The 13,975-nt window shown below is 43.8% G+C and carries 18 protein-coding genes and 1 pseudogene; 12 read left to right on the forward strand and 7 right to left on the reverse strand.

The features are described 5' to 3' along the window. Positions 1-221: 221 nt before the first annotated feature. The 9 genes and pseudogenes from BXP28_RS00230 to BXP28_RS00270 all read left to right on the forward strand — a co-directional run bounded on the left by BXP28_RS00230 (position 222) and on the right by BXP28_RS00270 (position 7,753). Positions 222-2,180: a BglG family transcription antiterminator gene (locus BXP28_RS00230; protein WP_036658003.1), complete on the forward strand. Its 1,959-nt coding sequence runs from the start codon at positions 222-224 to the stop codon at positions 2,178-2,180. After that, positions 2,173-3,315 carry an amidohydrolase/deacetylase family metallohydrolase gene (locus tag BXP28_RS00235; protein ID WP_023483165.1) on the forward strand — a complete coding sequence of 381 codons (1,143 nt, stop codon included), beginning with the start codon at positions 2,173-2,175 and terminating at the stop codon, positions 3,313-3,315. Before BXP28_RS00230 ends, BXP28_RS00235 begins: the two co-directional genes overlap by 8 nt. Beyond that, positions 3,294-3,656, forward strand: coding sequence for a PRD domain-containing protein (locus BXP28_RS00240; RefSeq protein ID WP_024094960.1), 363 nt, complete (start codon positions 3,294-3,296; stop codon positions 3,654-3,656). The genes BXP28_RS00235 and BXP28_RS00240 overlap by 22 nt, the downstream gene beginning before the upstream one ends. A 39-nt stretch (positions 3,657-3,695) precedes the next feature. Continuing rightward, the gene (locus BXP28_RS00245; RefSeq protein WP_023483163.1) at positions 3,696-4,052 is read left to right on the forward strand and encodes a glycine-rich SFCGS family protein; all 357 of its coding nucleotides are present in this window, start codon (positions 3,696-3,698) and stop codon (positions 4,050-4,052) included. 3 nt (positions 4,053-4,055) lie between these two features. Then, positions 4,056-4,394, forward strand: coding sequence for a DUF4312 family protein (locus tag BXP28_RS00250; RefSeq protein ID WP_023483162.1), 339 nt, complete (start codon positions 4,056-4,058; stop codon positions 4,392-4,394). 20 nt (positions 4,395-4,414) lie between these two features. Then, complete coding sequence (locus BXP28_RS00255; RefSeq protein WP_036658006.1) at positions 4,415-5,200, forward strand: DUF4311 domain-containing protein; 786 nt, start codon at positions 4,415-4,417, stop codon at positions 5,198-5,200. A 2-nt stretch (positions 5,201-5,202) separates the two neighbouring features. Next, entirely contained in the window at positions 5,203-5,868 is a 666-nt protein-coding gene (locus tag BXP28_RS00260; protein ID WP_023483160.1) for a DUF4310 family protein, read from the forward strand. A gap of 41 nt (positions 5,869-5,909) precedes the next feature. Continuing rightward, entirely contained in the window at positions 5,910-7,016 is a 1,107-nt protein-coding gene (locus BXP28_RS00265; protein ID WP_023483159.1) for a DgaE family pyridoxal phosphate-dependent ammonia lyase, read from the forward strand. A 3-nt stretch (positions 7,017-7,019) separates the two neighbouring features. Next, a pseudogene (locus tag BXP28_RS00270) lies at positions 7,020-7,753 on the forward strand (KDGP aldolase). Between the two features lie 230 nt (positions 7,754-7,983). On the opposite strand, the gene BXP28_RS24800 reads toward BXP28_RS00270, so the two are convergent. Both BXP28_RS24800 and BXP28_RS00280 read right to left on the reverse strand, forming a co-directional pair. After that, positions 7,984-8,187 (reverse strand): tyrosine-type recombinase/integrase, encoded by a 204-nt coding sequence (locus BXP28_RS24800; protein ID WP_077584828.1) that lies wholly within the window; start codon positions 8,185-8,187, stop codon positions 7,984-7,986. Between the two features lie 230 nt (positions 8,188-8,417). Continuing rightward, entirely contained in the window at positions 8,418-8,858 is a 441-nt protein-coding gene (locus BXP28_RS00280) for a site-specific integrase (RefSeq protein ID WP_051428080.1), read from the reverse strand. A gap of 72 nt (positions 8,859-8,930) precedes the next feature. Between BXP28_RS00280 and BXP28_RS22320 the strand changes: the two genes are divergently transcribed. After that, positions 8,931-9,074 carry a putative holin-like toxin gene (locus BXP28_RS22320; RefSeq protein ID WP_155116280.1) on the forward strand — a complete coding sequence of 48 codons (144 nt, stop codon included), beginning with the start codon at positions 8,931-8,933 and terminating at the stop codon, positions 9,072-9,074. Positions 9,075-9,446: 372 nt separating this feature from the next. Here the strand turns inward: BXP28_RS22320 and BXP28_RS00285 are convergent, their stop codons facing one another. Further along, on the reverse strand, positions 9,447-9,932 hold the full coding sequence (locus BXP28_RS00285) for a hypothetical protein (RefSeq protein ID WP_023482924.1): 486 nt from the start codon (positions 9,930-9,932) through the stop codon (positions 9,447-9,449). Between the two features lie 88 nt (positions 9,933-10,020). Here BXP28_RS00285 and BXP28_RS00290 point away from each other — a divergent pair, with 88 nt between their 5' ends. After that, positions 10,021-10,530 carry a YqxI family protein gene (locus BXP28_RS00290; RefSeq protein WP_051428081.1) on the forward strand — a complete coding sequence of 170 codons (510 nt, stop codon included), beginning with the start codon at positions 10,021-10,023 and terminating at the stop codon, positions 10,528-10,530. Positions 10,531-10,842: 312 nt separating this feature from the next. Here the strand turns inward: BXP28_RS00290 and BXP28_RS00295 are convergent, their stop codons facing one another. The 4 genes from BXP28_RS00295 to BXP28_RS00305 all read right to left on the reverse strand — a co-directional run bounded on the left by BXP28_RS00295 (position 10,843) and on the right by BXP28_RS00305 (position 12,710). Further along, complete coding sequence (locus BXP28_RS00295) at positions 10,843-11,343, reverse strand: ABC transporter permease (protein WP_257125656.1); 501 nt, start codon at positions 11,341-11,343, stop codon at positions 10,843-10,845. Between the two features lie 137 nt (positions 11,344-11,480). After that, positions 11,481-11,699, reverse strand: coding sequence for a hypothetical protein (locus tag BXP28_RS23695; RefSeq protein WP_235430641.1), 219 nt, complete (start codon positions 11,697-11,699; stop codon positions 11,481-11,483). A 33-nt stretch (positions 11,700-11,732) separates the two neighbouring features. After that, a complete protein-coding gene (locus BXP28_RS00300; RefSeq protein WP_357692127.1) occupies positions 11,733-12,311 on the reverse strand; it encodes a Rossmann-fold NAD(P)-binding domain-containing protein in 579 nt (192 codons plus the stop codon). Positions 12,312-12,515: 204 nt separating this feature from the next. Next, positions 12,516-12,710 (reverse strand): hypothetical protein, encoded by a 195-nt coding sequence (locus tag BXP28_RS00305; protein ID WP_036658009.1) that lies wholly within the window; start codon positions 12,708-12,710, stop codon positions 12,516-12,518. Between the two features lie 493 nt (positions 12,711-13,203). Between BXP28_RS00305 and BXP28_RS00315 the strand changes: the two genes are divergently transcribed. Further along, entirely contained in the window at positions 13,204-13,941 is a 738-nt protein-coding gene (locus tag BXP28_RS00315; protein WP_036658471.1) for a PIG-L deacetylase family protein, read from the forward strand. Positions 13,942-13,975: the final 34 nt, after the last annotated feature.

Here is a 13,975-nt window from a genome sequence, read left to right on the forward strand (position 1 = left end):
GGGCAAAGGCGATTAAATAGGTAATGGGAGCAAAGCCCAATTTATTTGATTTTCTCAAACACTAAGCTTGGTTTTGATCCTAAAAAATTGTGGTGAAAATGTTCACCAGCTTTGGTGAAGAGAATAGTGCTGTTCATTATTGAAAGCGTTGTCTATAATAAAATTATAAAACAATGGAACAAGTACCACTCAACATGGTTCCTAGGCCTCAGGAGACAGTTATGCTAAATACCCGTGCCAAAGACATGCTCTTACGTATGATAGTGTCTGGACATCCTGTTAGAATTAAGCATTTAGCAGAAGAGTTTCATGTTAGTACACGTACCATTAAATATGATATTGAATCCATCCGCTTGTGGCTCAATGAGCAGCATCTCTGCTTGCAGTCACATACTAAGAGGGGGATTTGGATCGAATGCAGTGAAGAAAAGAAAAACAAATTGCGTGAGCTGTTGGACAGTGGAGAAAGATCTGCCATTTTTCCTAGTCAGGAAGAAAGAAATACCCAAATTCTGCTCATCCTTCTGAACCGAAGCGATTATGTAACCGCTAACGAACTGGCCGAATGGCTTGGTACCAGCCGCAATACCATATTGCGAGATTTGCTAAAAGGGGAACGAATGCTTCAGCAGTGGAATTTGGATCTGGAAAGAAAGCAATATAAAGGATTTAAGGTAAAAGGGCCGGAGCTGTATAAGCGGCTGTTACTTGAATACTTGGCTCAAAATTTGTTAGATGCCAGCGATATGTTCAGAATGATTCAAGGGGTTTTACGACGGGAACCCATTCCGCCGGATATCAAAAAAATATTGGCCCCCCATCTTCTTCCTTATGGAGAAATGGAGAATGTCTTTCAGGCTGTTCACAGCCTGATCAAGATGCTGGAGGAGAAGCTCAATCTTTTGCTTACGGATCAGGAAATGATCGGACTGTTGTTCAGATTTTCCATTGCCATCCGGCGAATCAGAGATAATGAAAGGATTCAGATCGAGGCAATCAGCGTTAAAGCGATCAAGCAGAGTGCCAGTTATAAAATTGTTCTTGAAGGTTTGACTGATCTAGGCTTACAAATGGGGATCAAGTTTCCTGAGGAAGAGGCTGTGTATGTCAGTATGCAGTTAATTGTAGGTAGGGAAGAACTCCCGGGTTTACCGTCCACTGAATACGGGATGCCTGATTTGGCTAATGTGGCCCGTCGGTTAATTAAACTGGTAAGCAAAAAACTGGGGTATCCGTTTGAGAAGGATCCTGACCTGTTTGAATATCTGATATCTCATCTTAGCTCCAAACTGCTTAAAGCAAGATTAGGTGTTTTGGATCCGAATCCAATCACGGATCAAGTTATCCGCTCCTACGGAACTCTGTTTATTTATGTGAAGGAAGCTTGCGAGGAAATATTTAGCGACATTAACCTTTTACTTGTTGATTTCGATGTAGCTTATCTCGTGATCCATTTCCAGGAATCTTATGAACGTTTACAACAAAACGTTAAGTATAAGGCCTTGTTTGTATGTGGAACCGGGAGAGGGACGGCGAGACTAATTAAGAGGCTGATGGAAAATCGGATTCCCCAGCTTGAGGTTGCGGGTTACTGCTCGGTAATGGAAGTTTCTAAACTTCTGGAACAACATTCAGTTGATCTTGTCATCAGTGTATTGCCGATTGAATTGCCTGTACCCGTTGTTCGGGTGAATCCGATCCCAACCAAAGATGATATAATAGCCGTTCTGAATTGTTTAAAACAGCTTAAACCTTCAGTTTCTCACTTCATGGGCGACCTCTCCCGGTCTTCGATTCTGATAAAGCGACCGGGTTTGTCGGAAGCTCTAAAGTGTGTACGGGAAAAAGATGTTTCTCTGATAGAACAAATTTGCAGAGATGTGATTATGAAAGGGTTTGAAATCAGCCAAGCCACTATCAGTATGTTCCGTTCATTCTTAACGGAACAGTCAGCTGCGGCATTGGTGCTTCATCTTCAGCTGATGGTTCATCGGCAGACATTCGGTAAACCTTATGGGGAGCAAAATATAGGCAATTTATTGCTCTCTGACGAGCAGAAACAGGTCAAACTGGAGGTGGAAAGACTATTCGAACAATTTGGTGTTCCTTTTACGGAGAGCGAATTCAACGCTATCCTGCACTATTTTTCAGTCGAAAAGAGTGGTGACACAGATGAATAAAACAGTATTAACAAATGGTCATATTATAGACCCGAGCCTATGTCTTAACGGGAAATATGATATTCTGCTGGAACACGGCCGCATTATCGGCCTTATAGCCCCAGGCCATATCCATGAATGGGAGGGAGATGCCAACGTCCTGGATATGGAAGGTTGCTATATTTCTCCAGGTTGGATCGATCTTCATGTCCATGTGTTCCCGGAAAAGGCCAAAATCGGTATTGAGGCTGATTCAATTGGAGTTAAGCAGGGAGTTACTACTATTGTCGATGCGGGTAGCTCTGGTGTAAACGATTACAGAACCTTTAAGGAGACAGTTATTAAGCCGAGTATTACCGAAGTGCTGGCCTGGGTAAACATATCGTCTGACGGTTTATGCCAGGGCCTCTCGGAGTTGGTAGACTTATCGAGACTGGCCCCTGAACAAACGGTACAATTGATCCGGGATGAGCCTGCCGCTATAGGAATTAAAGCCAGAATGAGTGCCTCCGTAGTTAAGAACAATGGAATTTATCCATTGGAAGTGGCGGTGTCGGCTGCTGATCTCGCCGGAGTTCCGGTTATGGTTCATATCGGAAATGCGCCTCCTGAACTAGGTGAGGTATTGGAAAGATTAAGAGACGGAGACGTGGTTACCCATGCATTTCATGGAAAGAAAGGCGGTATGCTGAACGGAGAAGGACGGATTCTTCCGGAAGCCGAAGAAGCATTAAGACGGGGGGTTCTGCTTGATTTAGGCCACGGGACCTCCAGTTTCAGCTTTGAGAGCCTGGCGCGATACAAGGAGCTTGGACTTCAGCCGTTCACGATCAGTACGGACTTATACAGTACAAATAGGGGAGGTCCCGTATATAGTCTGGCGGTTACGATGAACAAAGTACTTACACTGGGGTATTCACTGGAAGAAGTGATCCGGGCGGTAACAACGGCCCCTGCGAAAATATTACGGAGAGAACATGACCTGGGTACACTCCGTGAAGGGTCGATTGCTGACCTTACGGTATTCCGCCTGCACCCGGAGGAAGAGAAGCTTATCGATTCGGAGAAAGTGGAACGGACGGCCCGCCAGAAGCTGACTCCGCTTTGGACGATTAAAGAAGGGAACGTGATTGCATGCAATCAGCCGACTCACTGATTCAAGACATCATGGCGGGGGTCAAAGTTCCTGTACAGGACCCGGTTCCGCTTCGTTGTTTACTGGAGCAAACGTATAAGGTTGCTGAAGAGCTCAAACTGAATCTTACATTATCCCGGTGGATAGCCTTAGGCAATCATTATGCGGCTATGATTAACCGGCTCCAAGCCGGTGATAAACTGCCGCCTGTGGAGGAAGAAGCATTTAACGAGATTTCGGCGGCTGCGGAAGAGGCGAGCGCTTTCGTTCTGAGGTCTTATCATGAGCAGCTTAAACTGAATATCGACAGGACGGAAATCTTTCTTCTTGCGGTTCATTTTGAAGCGGCTTTGCAGTGGTAAGGAATGACATCATTTATTTAGATAAAGGGGAGAATCTGAATGTTAAAAATTGTGATTGGTGACCGTTTGGGAAAAGGCAGCAACGTTGCAAAAGGAGTGGAGGCTGCAGGAGGACAGGCCATTGTTATCCCGGGATTCGGAGCTGACATGAAGCTTGGCGATTTCATGAAAAAAGAGGATGCGGATCTGGGCATTTCTTTCTGCGGAAGTGGTGGTGCCGGTGCTATAACCGCACAAACCAAATACGGATATCCGGTCAAATATGGAATGCGCTCCGTGGATGAAGGGATTACGGCCATTAAAGAAGGAAAGAGAGTGCTCGGATTTGGTTTCATGGATACAGAAGAGCTTGGTCGCCGTCTGACAGAAGAACTTCGCAAGCAAAAGGGGGTGTAACTGTTGCTCAGGGAAGAGACTCTGACACTTGAGCTTCACGGGAAAGGGAATACGAAGGAACAAGCTTTCAGGCAAATTTTTCAGCAAATTCAACCTGCTATCAAAAAACAAATTTCAGAGCCGCCCATCCGGATCGAACCATTGGATATGCAAGTTATATCGGCAAAGGAAAGTTCTTGCACAGAAAGGTTTATGGGGTTTTTGTTTCCCCGCAAAAAATACACCTATGAAGTTCAGGCGAAGGTCACAGTCCGTCTGTGCTGCATTGAAATGTCCAAAATCGTGTTTGATAAGGAGCACGAAGTACTGACACCGGCACAAAGGGTAATGAAGCTTCGTTAGGGACATGAAGGGGGAATACGATGGTCACGTTTATGATCGTATTGAAATCGATAATTATCGGAGCTTTTGTAGGCTTTGGTACCGGAGCGGGTGCGGCGAGAATGTTTCATGCTCCGAAAGTTCAGGGTATGGGGGCTTTTCGGACATATGGGGAATTAAATGCATGTGAGGGTGACCCTATTGCCCACTTTTCCTATGGGCTCGGTTTCCTTTTTAACGCTTGGGCCTCCGTAGTCGGTGCAGGAGCCTTCACTCAAGATGTGGATCACCGGATTATTCCTAACTGGTCCGCTGCAGCTTTGCTATGGAAAAACAAGAATGTAGAAGAAACCCTTCATAATCCGAAAAAGATGGCAATTGCCGGTGCAATTATAGGTGCTTTAGTAGTTTCTGTGCTAAATTCAACGGTATCCGTTATTCCTCAGGCTATGCAGGCTGTTGCGCTTGAAGTATTGGTCCCGGCGGCCAACTGGCTGATTAATCCGGTTATGCCGATTGTATTTTGGATGGCGGCGATGGATGCAGGGAAACGTACAGGCCTGTGGGGAACCGTACTTGGGGGTCTCTCTCATCTTATTATGGGGAATGCAGTTCCAGGAATCGTTCTTGGTATTCTGATAGGAAAAGGTGTAGATGATGCAGGATGGAACAAGATAACGAAAACGCTGGTGACGGCTATCGTGTTGCTGTTTGTTCTAAGCGCGTTCTTCCGCGGATTTGATGCCAGCTTGCTGAACAGCGTTGGTGTGCCGATACCCGATTGGCTGAAAGCACTGCATTCATTCTTTGGATCTGAGGTGAAGTAATCATGAACAACGAGCAACTGTTGGAACAGAAGTATAAAAGCTTTTGGTATGCCGAATGGACGTTTCCGATTTTTGTAGCTTTTTTGAGTGCAGGTATTTTTGCGGGTACCCATATGTTTTACGTCTATCATGTCGGGGCTTTTAATGATATTGCCATTGTAGCCATGCTGTCAGCTGGTATTGAGGGGGGAAGTTACGGGGCTGCAGCTGCTTTCGGGGCCAGCTTCCTGTTTGCCCGCGTTCTGGAAGGCTCCCTAATCGGTATTCTGGACATTGGCGGTGCTATCCAGACAGGGCTTGGTATCGGTGTCCCGGCTTTGATGCTGGGAGCCGGGATAACCGCTACGATCACTTCATTCCCTCTTGCCTTGGTTACGGGTGCTGTGCTGGGATATATCATTGGGGGAATCATTATCTTCATTCGTAAATATACGATCAATCAGTCTAACTCCACTTTTGGGGCAGATATCATGATGGGAGCCGGGAATGCCTCAGGCCGTTATTTGGGCCCGCTAATTGTTATCTCAGCTGCCACGGCCTCTATTCCTGTCGGGCTTGGTGCCATCGCCGGAGCAGGTGCATTTTACGCCTGGAAGAAGCCCATCGCGGGTGGAGCTATTATTGGGGCTATGATTATGGGAGCATTTTTTCCTCTTCCGTTGAACTAAGGACATAAAGGAAAGTCAGAAGGAAAGGCTGGTAGAGAAGGGTGAGTATTTATACCGAATTTGGACTGAAACGGGTTATAAACGCCAGCGGAAAGATGACTGCGCTCGGAGCAAGCGCAGTCCATCCTTCCGTTGCCGAAGCACTGAATGAAGCTTCGCAAAATTATGTCGTCATGGATGATCTGATGAAGACAGCAGGGAAATTTATAGCCGAGGAGACGGGTGCGGAGGACGGATGTCCCGTGTCCGGGGCCGCGGCTGGAATAGCCATTTCAATAGCTGCTTGTATTACCGGAACCAATCTAAACCTTATTGAACGGATTCCGTTCACGCAAGGGCTTAAGAACGAAGTGGTTGTGCAAAAAGGTCATTCCGTTCATTTTGGGGCTTCCATTACTCAAATGATCATGATAGGCGGAGGAGTGCCTATTGAAGTTGGCCAGGCGAACCATACAGAGAAGGCGCATATTACAGAAGCTATAAATGAACGAACTGCTTGTTTGTTATATGTTAAGTCTCATCATGCCATTCAAAAGGGAATGCAATCGATAGAATCGATGCTGGAAGTAGCCAGAGATAAGGGGATTCCGCTTATTGTTGATGCGGCTGCCGAGGAAGATTTGCATACTTACATTCAGCGGGGCGCTGATCTTGTCATATACAGTGGAGCAAAAGCCATAGAAGGACCGACTTCAGGATTCATTTGCGGACGCTCTGATCTGATCAGGTCTTGCCATGCGCAGTACAAAGGTATTGCAAGGCCTATGAAGATCGGAAAAGAAGCGATTATGGGTCTCCTTGCAGCATTAAGGCGATACAAAGACAGAGACGATCATGCGGAGGATCAGATAAAGCGGATGAAACATCTGCTCAACCAGTTGGAAGATCTGCCGGGGATTCAAGGAAGATTAGTTCAGGATGAAGCAGGCCGAGCCATATACCGGGCGGAGCTGCAGGTGGATGCGGCGGCTGCCGGAGTGGATGCACGAGGGCTTATCCGCGAATTGGAGTCGGGAAATCCTTCCATTTATACCCGAAATTATTATGCGAATGTAGGGAAAATTGCGATTGACCCCCGCCCGATGAGGCCCGGTGAGGAGGATCTTGTGGCGGATCGTATTAGACAAATAATCGGAAATGAGGCTTAAGTCATGGAGAAAGAAAGCATAAAGATTCAACTGAACGTACTGGCTAAAGACATAGAGAATGCCAAAGAAATCGTGGAACAGACCCAGGGTAACGTTTTTATCGGCATGATGGTGAAAAATTATTCTTCTTCTGAAGAGGCAGTCCATCATATAAAAAGCATGCAGGAAGCCGGAGTTCCGGTATCTGTTGGACTCGGAGCAGGGGACCCTGCCCAGTGGAAACGGGTAGCCGAAGTTGCCGTTCAAACCAAGCCGGTCCATGTCAATCAGGCCTTTCCTGCTGCGGGGTACACGCTTGGAGCACTTAGGCAGGCGGGAAGCAGCCATACACTGGTTAATGCGCTGATCAGACCGGCAGGGGTTCCAGGGAAAGTCTGGATCGGGACAGGACCTATTAGCCAATCCTTTGAAGAAATGGTAAGCTGCGAGGCGGCAGCGGCTATGCTGGCAGAGATTGGTGTCCATTCGGTGAAGTTCTATCCTGTGGAGGGAATTAAACGTCTGGATGAAATTGCCGGGATGGTACGCGCTGCAGTCAAACATGGCATTCAAGTGTTTGAGCCTACAGGGGGATTGATACGAAAACCATTGCCGCCGTAGTGAAAGTATGTGCGGAAAACGGGGCCAGGCATATTATTCCCCATATCTATACGGCGATCGTGGACAAAGAAACGGGCCGTACGAGATTGGAAGATATCCGGGCTTTACAGAATGCGGTTAAAGAAGTACTGGGTTGATGAAAGATCTTGTTTATCATTCCAAAGTCTATTCACTGTGAAAGTTTTACTGTAAATGGTGATAACTATATGCAATCTGTTCATTATACAAAAAAAGGAATTGAATGAATTTAAAAAGCCACCTCCTTCTTGGGTGAACGTTATAAATCTTACTCAAGTTAGGTTGGGGTCAGAATCCCTTGTTTATCAAGGGGTTTTGACTCTTTGTATACTAGGATAAGGTAATAAAATCATGACTTGGGGACGGATTGGGGACGAAAATTTTGAGGGGCGAACTTATCAAATTTTTCTGCTGTATCACGGCTAACTTTTTTAGTGATGTGGGTGTATATATCAGCCGTTGTTTGATGCTTCGAATGTCCGAGTCTTTGTTGTATGGCTTTCATGGGTGCTCCAGCCTCAATTAAAAGAGTTACTAGAATGACGGAGATCATGGAAACGTATGGGTTTCAAATTGTGTCTTTTAATAAATTTGTCCTACCATGCGGTAGGAGTATTATGATAAAAAGGTTTTCCGTAGCCAGCGTGAAACACATACTCTCTATCGCCTCCACGCCATTTTCCACCTAAAGACAATTTTTCTTTTTTCCATTCGTGCTCATGTATTTTTAACTCCGCCATATACCATTCAGGTATATCAACTATTCGCTTAGAACTTTTAGACTTAGGTTCCTTTTCCACGGCATGACCGTTTATTGTTAAGGAAGTTTATCGATAATGTCATGCCGTTAAAATCGAAATCTGCCCACTCTAATGCTAATAATTCACCTCGGCGGAACCCGCCGATCATGGAACCTAATATGAAAAGTCTCCACTTTCTAGGTTCTTCATTTAAAGCTGTTATGACTTCTTTAGCTTCATTGTCATCATAAAATTCAATTTCTGGCTGCTCTACCTTAGGTTTCTTTACTCCAACAATTGGGTTTACTTTAATCAATCCCCATTCCTTGGATCTCTCCAGAATGTTTTTCAAAACCCTATAGATATATTCTATAGTGCCGTTAGATAGTTGACCACCTTTTCTTAGAGGTGCTTTGTATAAAAATGAGATAACTAATAAAAAACATGAAACTCTTCTGGTATACCACACAGGAATAAAAAGCATTCTTTTGTTTCTCCGTGTGGAGCTCATGAACCAGTAAAATAGTAGAAGCCCAATACATGGAAATATGATACAATGAAACAAGCAATAGTGGCTTACGTGGGCGGTCGCATCACCTCGAAAGGAGGTGATGCTATGGAGACGTTTCAGGCTCTTCAATTAATGTTCCTGTTCGGAATGTTTATTCTAGCGCTAACGTTTATCCGGAAAATGAAATAGATCGCCCACCCCACAAAGGTTAAAATGCGATCTATTTCGTATAACTTTGTAAAAGCCGACCGCCTATAGTGCGGCTATTGCCGACCGTAGACGTTCACAGCGTCTGCGGTCTTTTTTAGTATATGCTTCTACTTGCATTTTAACACAGGTCTGTTTTGTTTAACAAGGTTATACATGGCGTGACCATATTTTGACCATATTTTTTTCGGAAGATATCCGAAGTAATCGGAATGCAAAACGAGAAACTTCCTATTCTATATAGTTAATCCGAACTAATCCTAACGACGTTTTGAAGAACGTAAAAAATACGTGGAGTTTCGTCTAACCAGACAATCTCATTCAGATGTTAGAGAATTAAATAAACCACTCAAGCTATTTGTTCCTATGCTTACTCTTGAGTTTCTTCAACACAAAATCCGCAAGGGGTATTAAAAGATATAAGGCAAACAACGACAAAGAAACAATGGCTACCCCAATATCCTTTATGACAATATCCTTTGAATACAGAGAATAAATTAACACATAAAGATACATCACCACGAACATTAATAGTCCCTCTAAGATGAGATTAAATACTCCCTTCTTTTCTTCTATAATCAGATATAAGGATATATCTGCAATGAATATCGTTACTACCGTAATAACAAAAAATTTCAATACTGGAATCAATGATTCTAAAGTGCTGCTTGAATTTATGGATACATAAGGTGTTAAAGAAACTAACTGAACCATTCCATAAAAGATAAAGAATGGGATAGCAAATATAAACAGAAACATCAAAACCATAAGCATAATTACAACCATATAGTCAAAAAAAGTTGGTTTTTTGTTTTCTGTATCTTTTTCTGATTTTTTCATTCAAACCCTCCCTAAATCCACCTTCTTATGTTATTATATTATTTCTATGGTATTTATTTTATTAAAATCAAAAAAAGGGGAAGGTTTAATGAGATTCAAGAAAAAAATCACTAAAGGCATTGTAGCACTCACAGCATTAACTATTTTATCTACTTCGGCATTTGGCTCAATTTCATCAGCTCAAACACTTGAAAAACCATCAATATCTAGAACACAATTACTTTCAGTGCCAACTTCTTTTTCATCGAACCTTGGAAAACCAACTGGTTTAAATTATTCGAAAGTTTCCACCCAATATAACTTTAATTTAGCTAAATCAGGGCAAATACAGCCTAGGGGAATATTTGGTCATGGTCTAAAAGCGATAAAATTCATCGGGTCCATATGTAGAGTCGGAGGCTCAGCTCTTTCATGGATACTCAAACCTTTATCCCCTTCCAAAGCAAAAATGTTCAGTCAATGGGCTCATAAAATTGCGGAAGCTACCGAAAGGTTAAACAGTGCTTCAAGAGGTGCTGTTGTTAAGGCTTTAATAGCAGTAGGAGTACCAGAAAAAACTGCTGAAGCTCTTGCTGATATTATTCTATGGCTTATTTAAACTAGTTAAAAGAACAGGTTTGAAATCCTCCCACAAGGATTCATGCCTGTTCTTTTTTAAATGGTAGATTTATAAGAATATAAGAGTTGTTTTTGCCCTTAGCGGAAGTGTCACTACTGGGGACGAATTGGGGACGGAATGTACATCATTGTATAGAATATAAGGGTAAAGAAGGAAATGGGAAAAGAAAAAAAACTTATAAATCAAGGTTTTTTGGATTAAAATCGTATATAAATAGGTGAGAAAAGTTCCCTTCTTGGGTGACTTTTCTTTTTTAATATGGAGTTTCTCCCGGTCCGGGTAAGCCCAATCCTACACGTCCCGGCGAAGTGCTTTCAGCACATCCACTTTAGTGGCTTTTTTGGCAGGACGATAACCTGAGATGATAGCGACGGTCAGCGAAATAGCCACACAGATCAGTGTAAGGTAAACCGGAATATGGCTGAGCATAAATCCTTCCGGCAATCTATCGTTCATAAATGATCTGATAATAAGCGGCATGGCAGCATTGACGCCGAAGGAAATCATATAGGCGACGATGGTACCAAACAGGGCTCCCATAAGTTCAATATAGCTGCTCTCAATCAAGAACACGCTTTTAATTGTTTTCGGATGGGCGCCAATAGCTTTCATTATTCCGATATCCTGGGATCTTTCCGTAACAGCCATGGTCATCGTGTTGAAAATACCGATGGAAGCGATCAAGAGAGCAATAGTCCCCACGAAAATGAGGCCGATTTTCATGACAAGGAAGATCGTATTGATTTGTTCTATCTCACTGGCGATGCTATAAACCGAATACTTTTCCTTCAATTTCTCTCCAACTGCTTTAACATGCTCGGCAGAATCTACATAAACGTTGATATCTGCATATTCACGGGGGCCGTATTCGGTTTCGGATCAGGCAATTGCTCGTTCTTTCCGGGAAATGTATATGTACCAAGGCGAAACTACTCCCTGAGCTTTACTTCTTGCGTCATATCATGTATTAATCCGGGCAACCATTCCATCAGTTTCATAAAATGGTACCCGTTCCGGGTATCTTTGGCATTATCCATATACCAGGATTGCTTGACTCCATAAGGAGACTGGTCTTCCTTTGGAGTATCCGGTGCAGTAATCGCTTTTTTTCCTGTAGCATCTTCAATAAACAGCAGTAAGTCGGCCAATGAGATGACCCCGTCGGAGCAAGCGTTAATCGTTCAGGCGAATTTCGAATCTCCCAGCCAAAGCAAAAAATCAGCCGCTTCCTGAGAAGAAATGTAGCCCATCTCCGCTAATGGATTCGGTACTCCGATGGTTTTTTCCTGAAGAACATGCTCAATATGAAAACGAAGCCTTTTTGTATAATCATCCAATCCCATTACAATGGGAAAACGGACAGCTGTTACAGGGAATGAGGAGCGCTGAAACAGCACAGCTTCGGTACTCCGTTTAGCTTCTCCATAATCCAGTGTGTCAGAACGTTCTAACTGTTGGGGATCACCCACAGGGTCAAAATCTTCTTCTGTAAAAGGGATTTTATCACCTTGGTAGACAGAAAGGGTGGAGGTCAATACGTATTTGCCGGTTCTGCCTTCAAATAAAGAAACGGCAGCTTCAGCCTGGGCAGGAGTATAGCAGATTTGATCATATACTACATCCCATGACTGCCCACGAAGCGCATCTGCTAACGCGTGGCTATCGTTCCGGTCAGCTTGCCGCCATTTCACTTGGTAGCCAAAAGGATTATCAATATTGCCTCTCGTCACTAATGTGACATCTGCCCCGTATTCCAGCAGGCCCCGTACGAGCCTTTTTCCAAAAAAACGGGTTCCTCCAAAACAAGTACTTTGTTCAACAGATTCACCCTCCTATTCCTGTCTCAGAAAATGAAAGACACAACCCTTATTTTAACAGATGTCCGGTTTCCATACCATGAAAAATTGGAAAAGACACCCGAATCGGGTGATCCGGGTGCAAATCGTTGTCCGATCTTTTATTGGCTACAGAAAAGTGCGGAGAATGATAACAAGCAGAATGAACAAAACAAGAATAGTACCAGTGGAAATAAAACCTCCATATCCTTTGCCATAGTCATATCCATACCCATATCCACACCCATATCCGTATCCGTATCCATTTCCATTTCCATATCCATATCCATTCCCATATCCATATCCGGCTCCATACCAACCCATTACGCAATTCTCCTTTCGCATAAGTTTTTCGGAACACTTTAGTTTATGAGAAAAAAGGGTTGTACGATTGGACATACGATAGGGAAGATGGAGATTTTAGACAGGGGTGGAAACTATTTAGACCTATTTTTGTTAGGGATATCCTCGATTTCCTCGGAACTTACTTTTCGCGACCAGACAAAGTCGTTGTCATACAAGAAGGAATCTGTCCGGATAAATTTAACAAGAAAGAATAAAACAGTTCCCAAAATACCCAAAAAACCAAGAATCCATAACGTTAACTGAACACCAAGCATATGAGATCATTCCTTCCAAATTTGAACGTTTTCAGACTTATTTATATGTGGAAAAAAGATATTAAGAAGAATGGGGAGGAAAAGAAATGTTTTTTTGACAGGAACCTGTGTCGCTTATTCTCCTTTTTGCAGAAGAGCTGCTGATAAGATATACTAACCTTATATTAGTCTCTAATTATAAGAAAGAAGGATTTTTTATGAATAAAAAACTGCTGTTCGTGTTTGCCCATCCGGATGACGAATCATTTGGCTGCGGCGGAACGATCCCTAAATACCACCATGCAGGAGCTTCGATATCACTTGTCAGTGCCACTTCCGGATGTAAAGGAAAACCAGGGCCGTTTCAACTTACCACCAGGGAGGAAAAAGCTAAACACCGGGAGGGAGAGCTGCAGAGAGCCTGCGGCATCCTGGGTGTAGATAAACTGATTTTGTATCGTTATTTAGACGGTGAAGTAAACCAGGTGGGCAAAAAAGAATTGACGGACCGGATAGCTGCCACCATTCTGGAAGAAGCCCCGGACGTCATTGTTACATTTCCTCCGGATGGAATATCGGGTCACCCTGATCACATTGCTATTTCGTTTGCTGTCCAGCGTGCAGTCCAGCAGGCTGAGCAGGATATGAGTCCGGATCTTTACCCCGATCTGTATTTTATTGCACTCCCCCCTCAAGTCGCTTTTCGAAGACAAGGGGTGAATCTGCCTTCCTGCAAGGTGGAGATGGGGGACTACAGGGAAACGAAGGCCCGTGCTTTACAAGCCCACCAAAGCCAGGTATTTTCTGTGAACCGGACGTTTCCGGGAGTTATGGAAGGGAAGTTGGATGTTCTGCTTCCGATGGAATACTATACTTTGGTACGTCGTAGCGGACAGCCTGTTGAGACCCCTCAAGCGGCTGATGAGCGTGATATTCCTGCCATTGATTTCATTTGAGGCTTACGCACAAAAACGTGTATGCGCCAGCATA

Source organism: Paenibacillus larvae subsp. larvae (genome assembly GCF_002003265.1).
Lineage (GTDB): Bacteria > Bacillota > Bacilli > Paenibacillales > NBRC-103111 > Paenibacillus_H > Paenibacillus_H larvae.

Bases quoted from the DNA above. Each gene is read 5' to 3' on its own strand.
- BXP28_RS00255 (WP_036658006.1), top strand. From the start codon at position 4,415: ATGGTCACGTTTATGATCGTATTGAAATCGATAATTATCGGAGCTTTT.
- BXP28_RS00235 (WP_023483165.1), top strand. From the start codon at position 2,173: ATGAATAAAACAGTATTAACAAATGGTCATATTATAGACCCGAGCCTA.
- BXP28_RS00305 (WP_036658009.1), bottom strand. From the start codon at position 12,710: ATGGGTTGGTATGGAGCCGGATATGGATATGGGAATGGATATGGATAT.
- BXP28_RS00315 (WP_036658471.1), top strand. From the start codon at position 13,204: ATGAATAAAAAACTGCTGTTCGTGTTTGCCCATCCGGATGACGAATCA.
- BXP28_RS00290 (WP_051428081.1), top strand. From the start codon at position 10,021: ATGAGATTCAAGAAAAAAATCACTAAAGGCATTGTAGCACTCACAGCA.
- BXP28_RS00245 (WP_023483163.1), top strand. From the start codon at position 3,696: ATGTTAAAAATTGTGATTGGTGACCGTTTGGGAAAAGGCAGCAACGTT.
- BXP28_RS00240 (WP_024094960.1), top strand. From the start codon at position 3,294: ATGCAATCAGCCGACTCACTGATTCAAGACATCATGGCGGGGGTCAAA.
- BXP28_RS00285 (WP_023482924.1), bottom strand. From the start codon at position 9,932: ATGAAAAAATCAGAAAAAGATACAGAAAACAAAAAACCAACTTTTTTT.
- BXP28_RS24800 (WP_077584828.1), bottom strand. From the start codon at position 8,187: ATGATCTCCGTCATTCTAGTAACTCTTTTAATTGAGGCTGGAGCACCC.
- BXP28_RS00260 (WP_023483160.1), top strand. From the start codon at position 5,203: ATGAACAACGAGCAACTGTTGGAACAGAAGTATAAAAGCTTTTGGTAT.
- BXP28_RS00230 (WP_036658003.1), top strand. From the start codon at position 222: ATGCTAAATACCCGTGCCAAAGACATGCTCTTACGTATGATAGTGTCT.
- BXP28_RS00280 (WP_051428080.1), bottom strand. From the start codon at position 8,858: ATGCTTTTTATTCCTGTGTGGTATACCAGAAGAGTTTCATGTTTTTTA.
- BXP28_RS22320 (WP_155116280.1), top strand. From the start codon at position 8,931: ATGAAACAAGCAATAGTGGCTTACGTGGGCGGTCGCATCACCTCGAAA.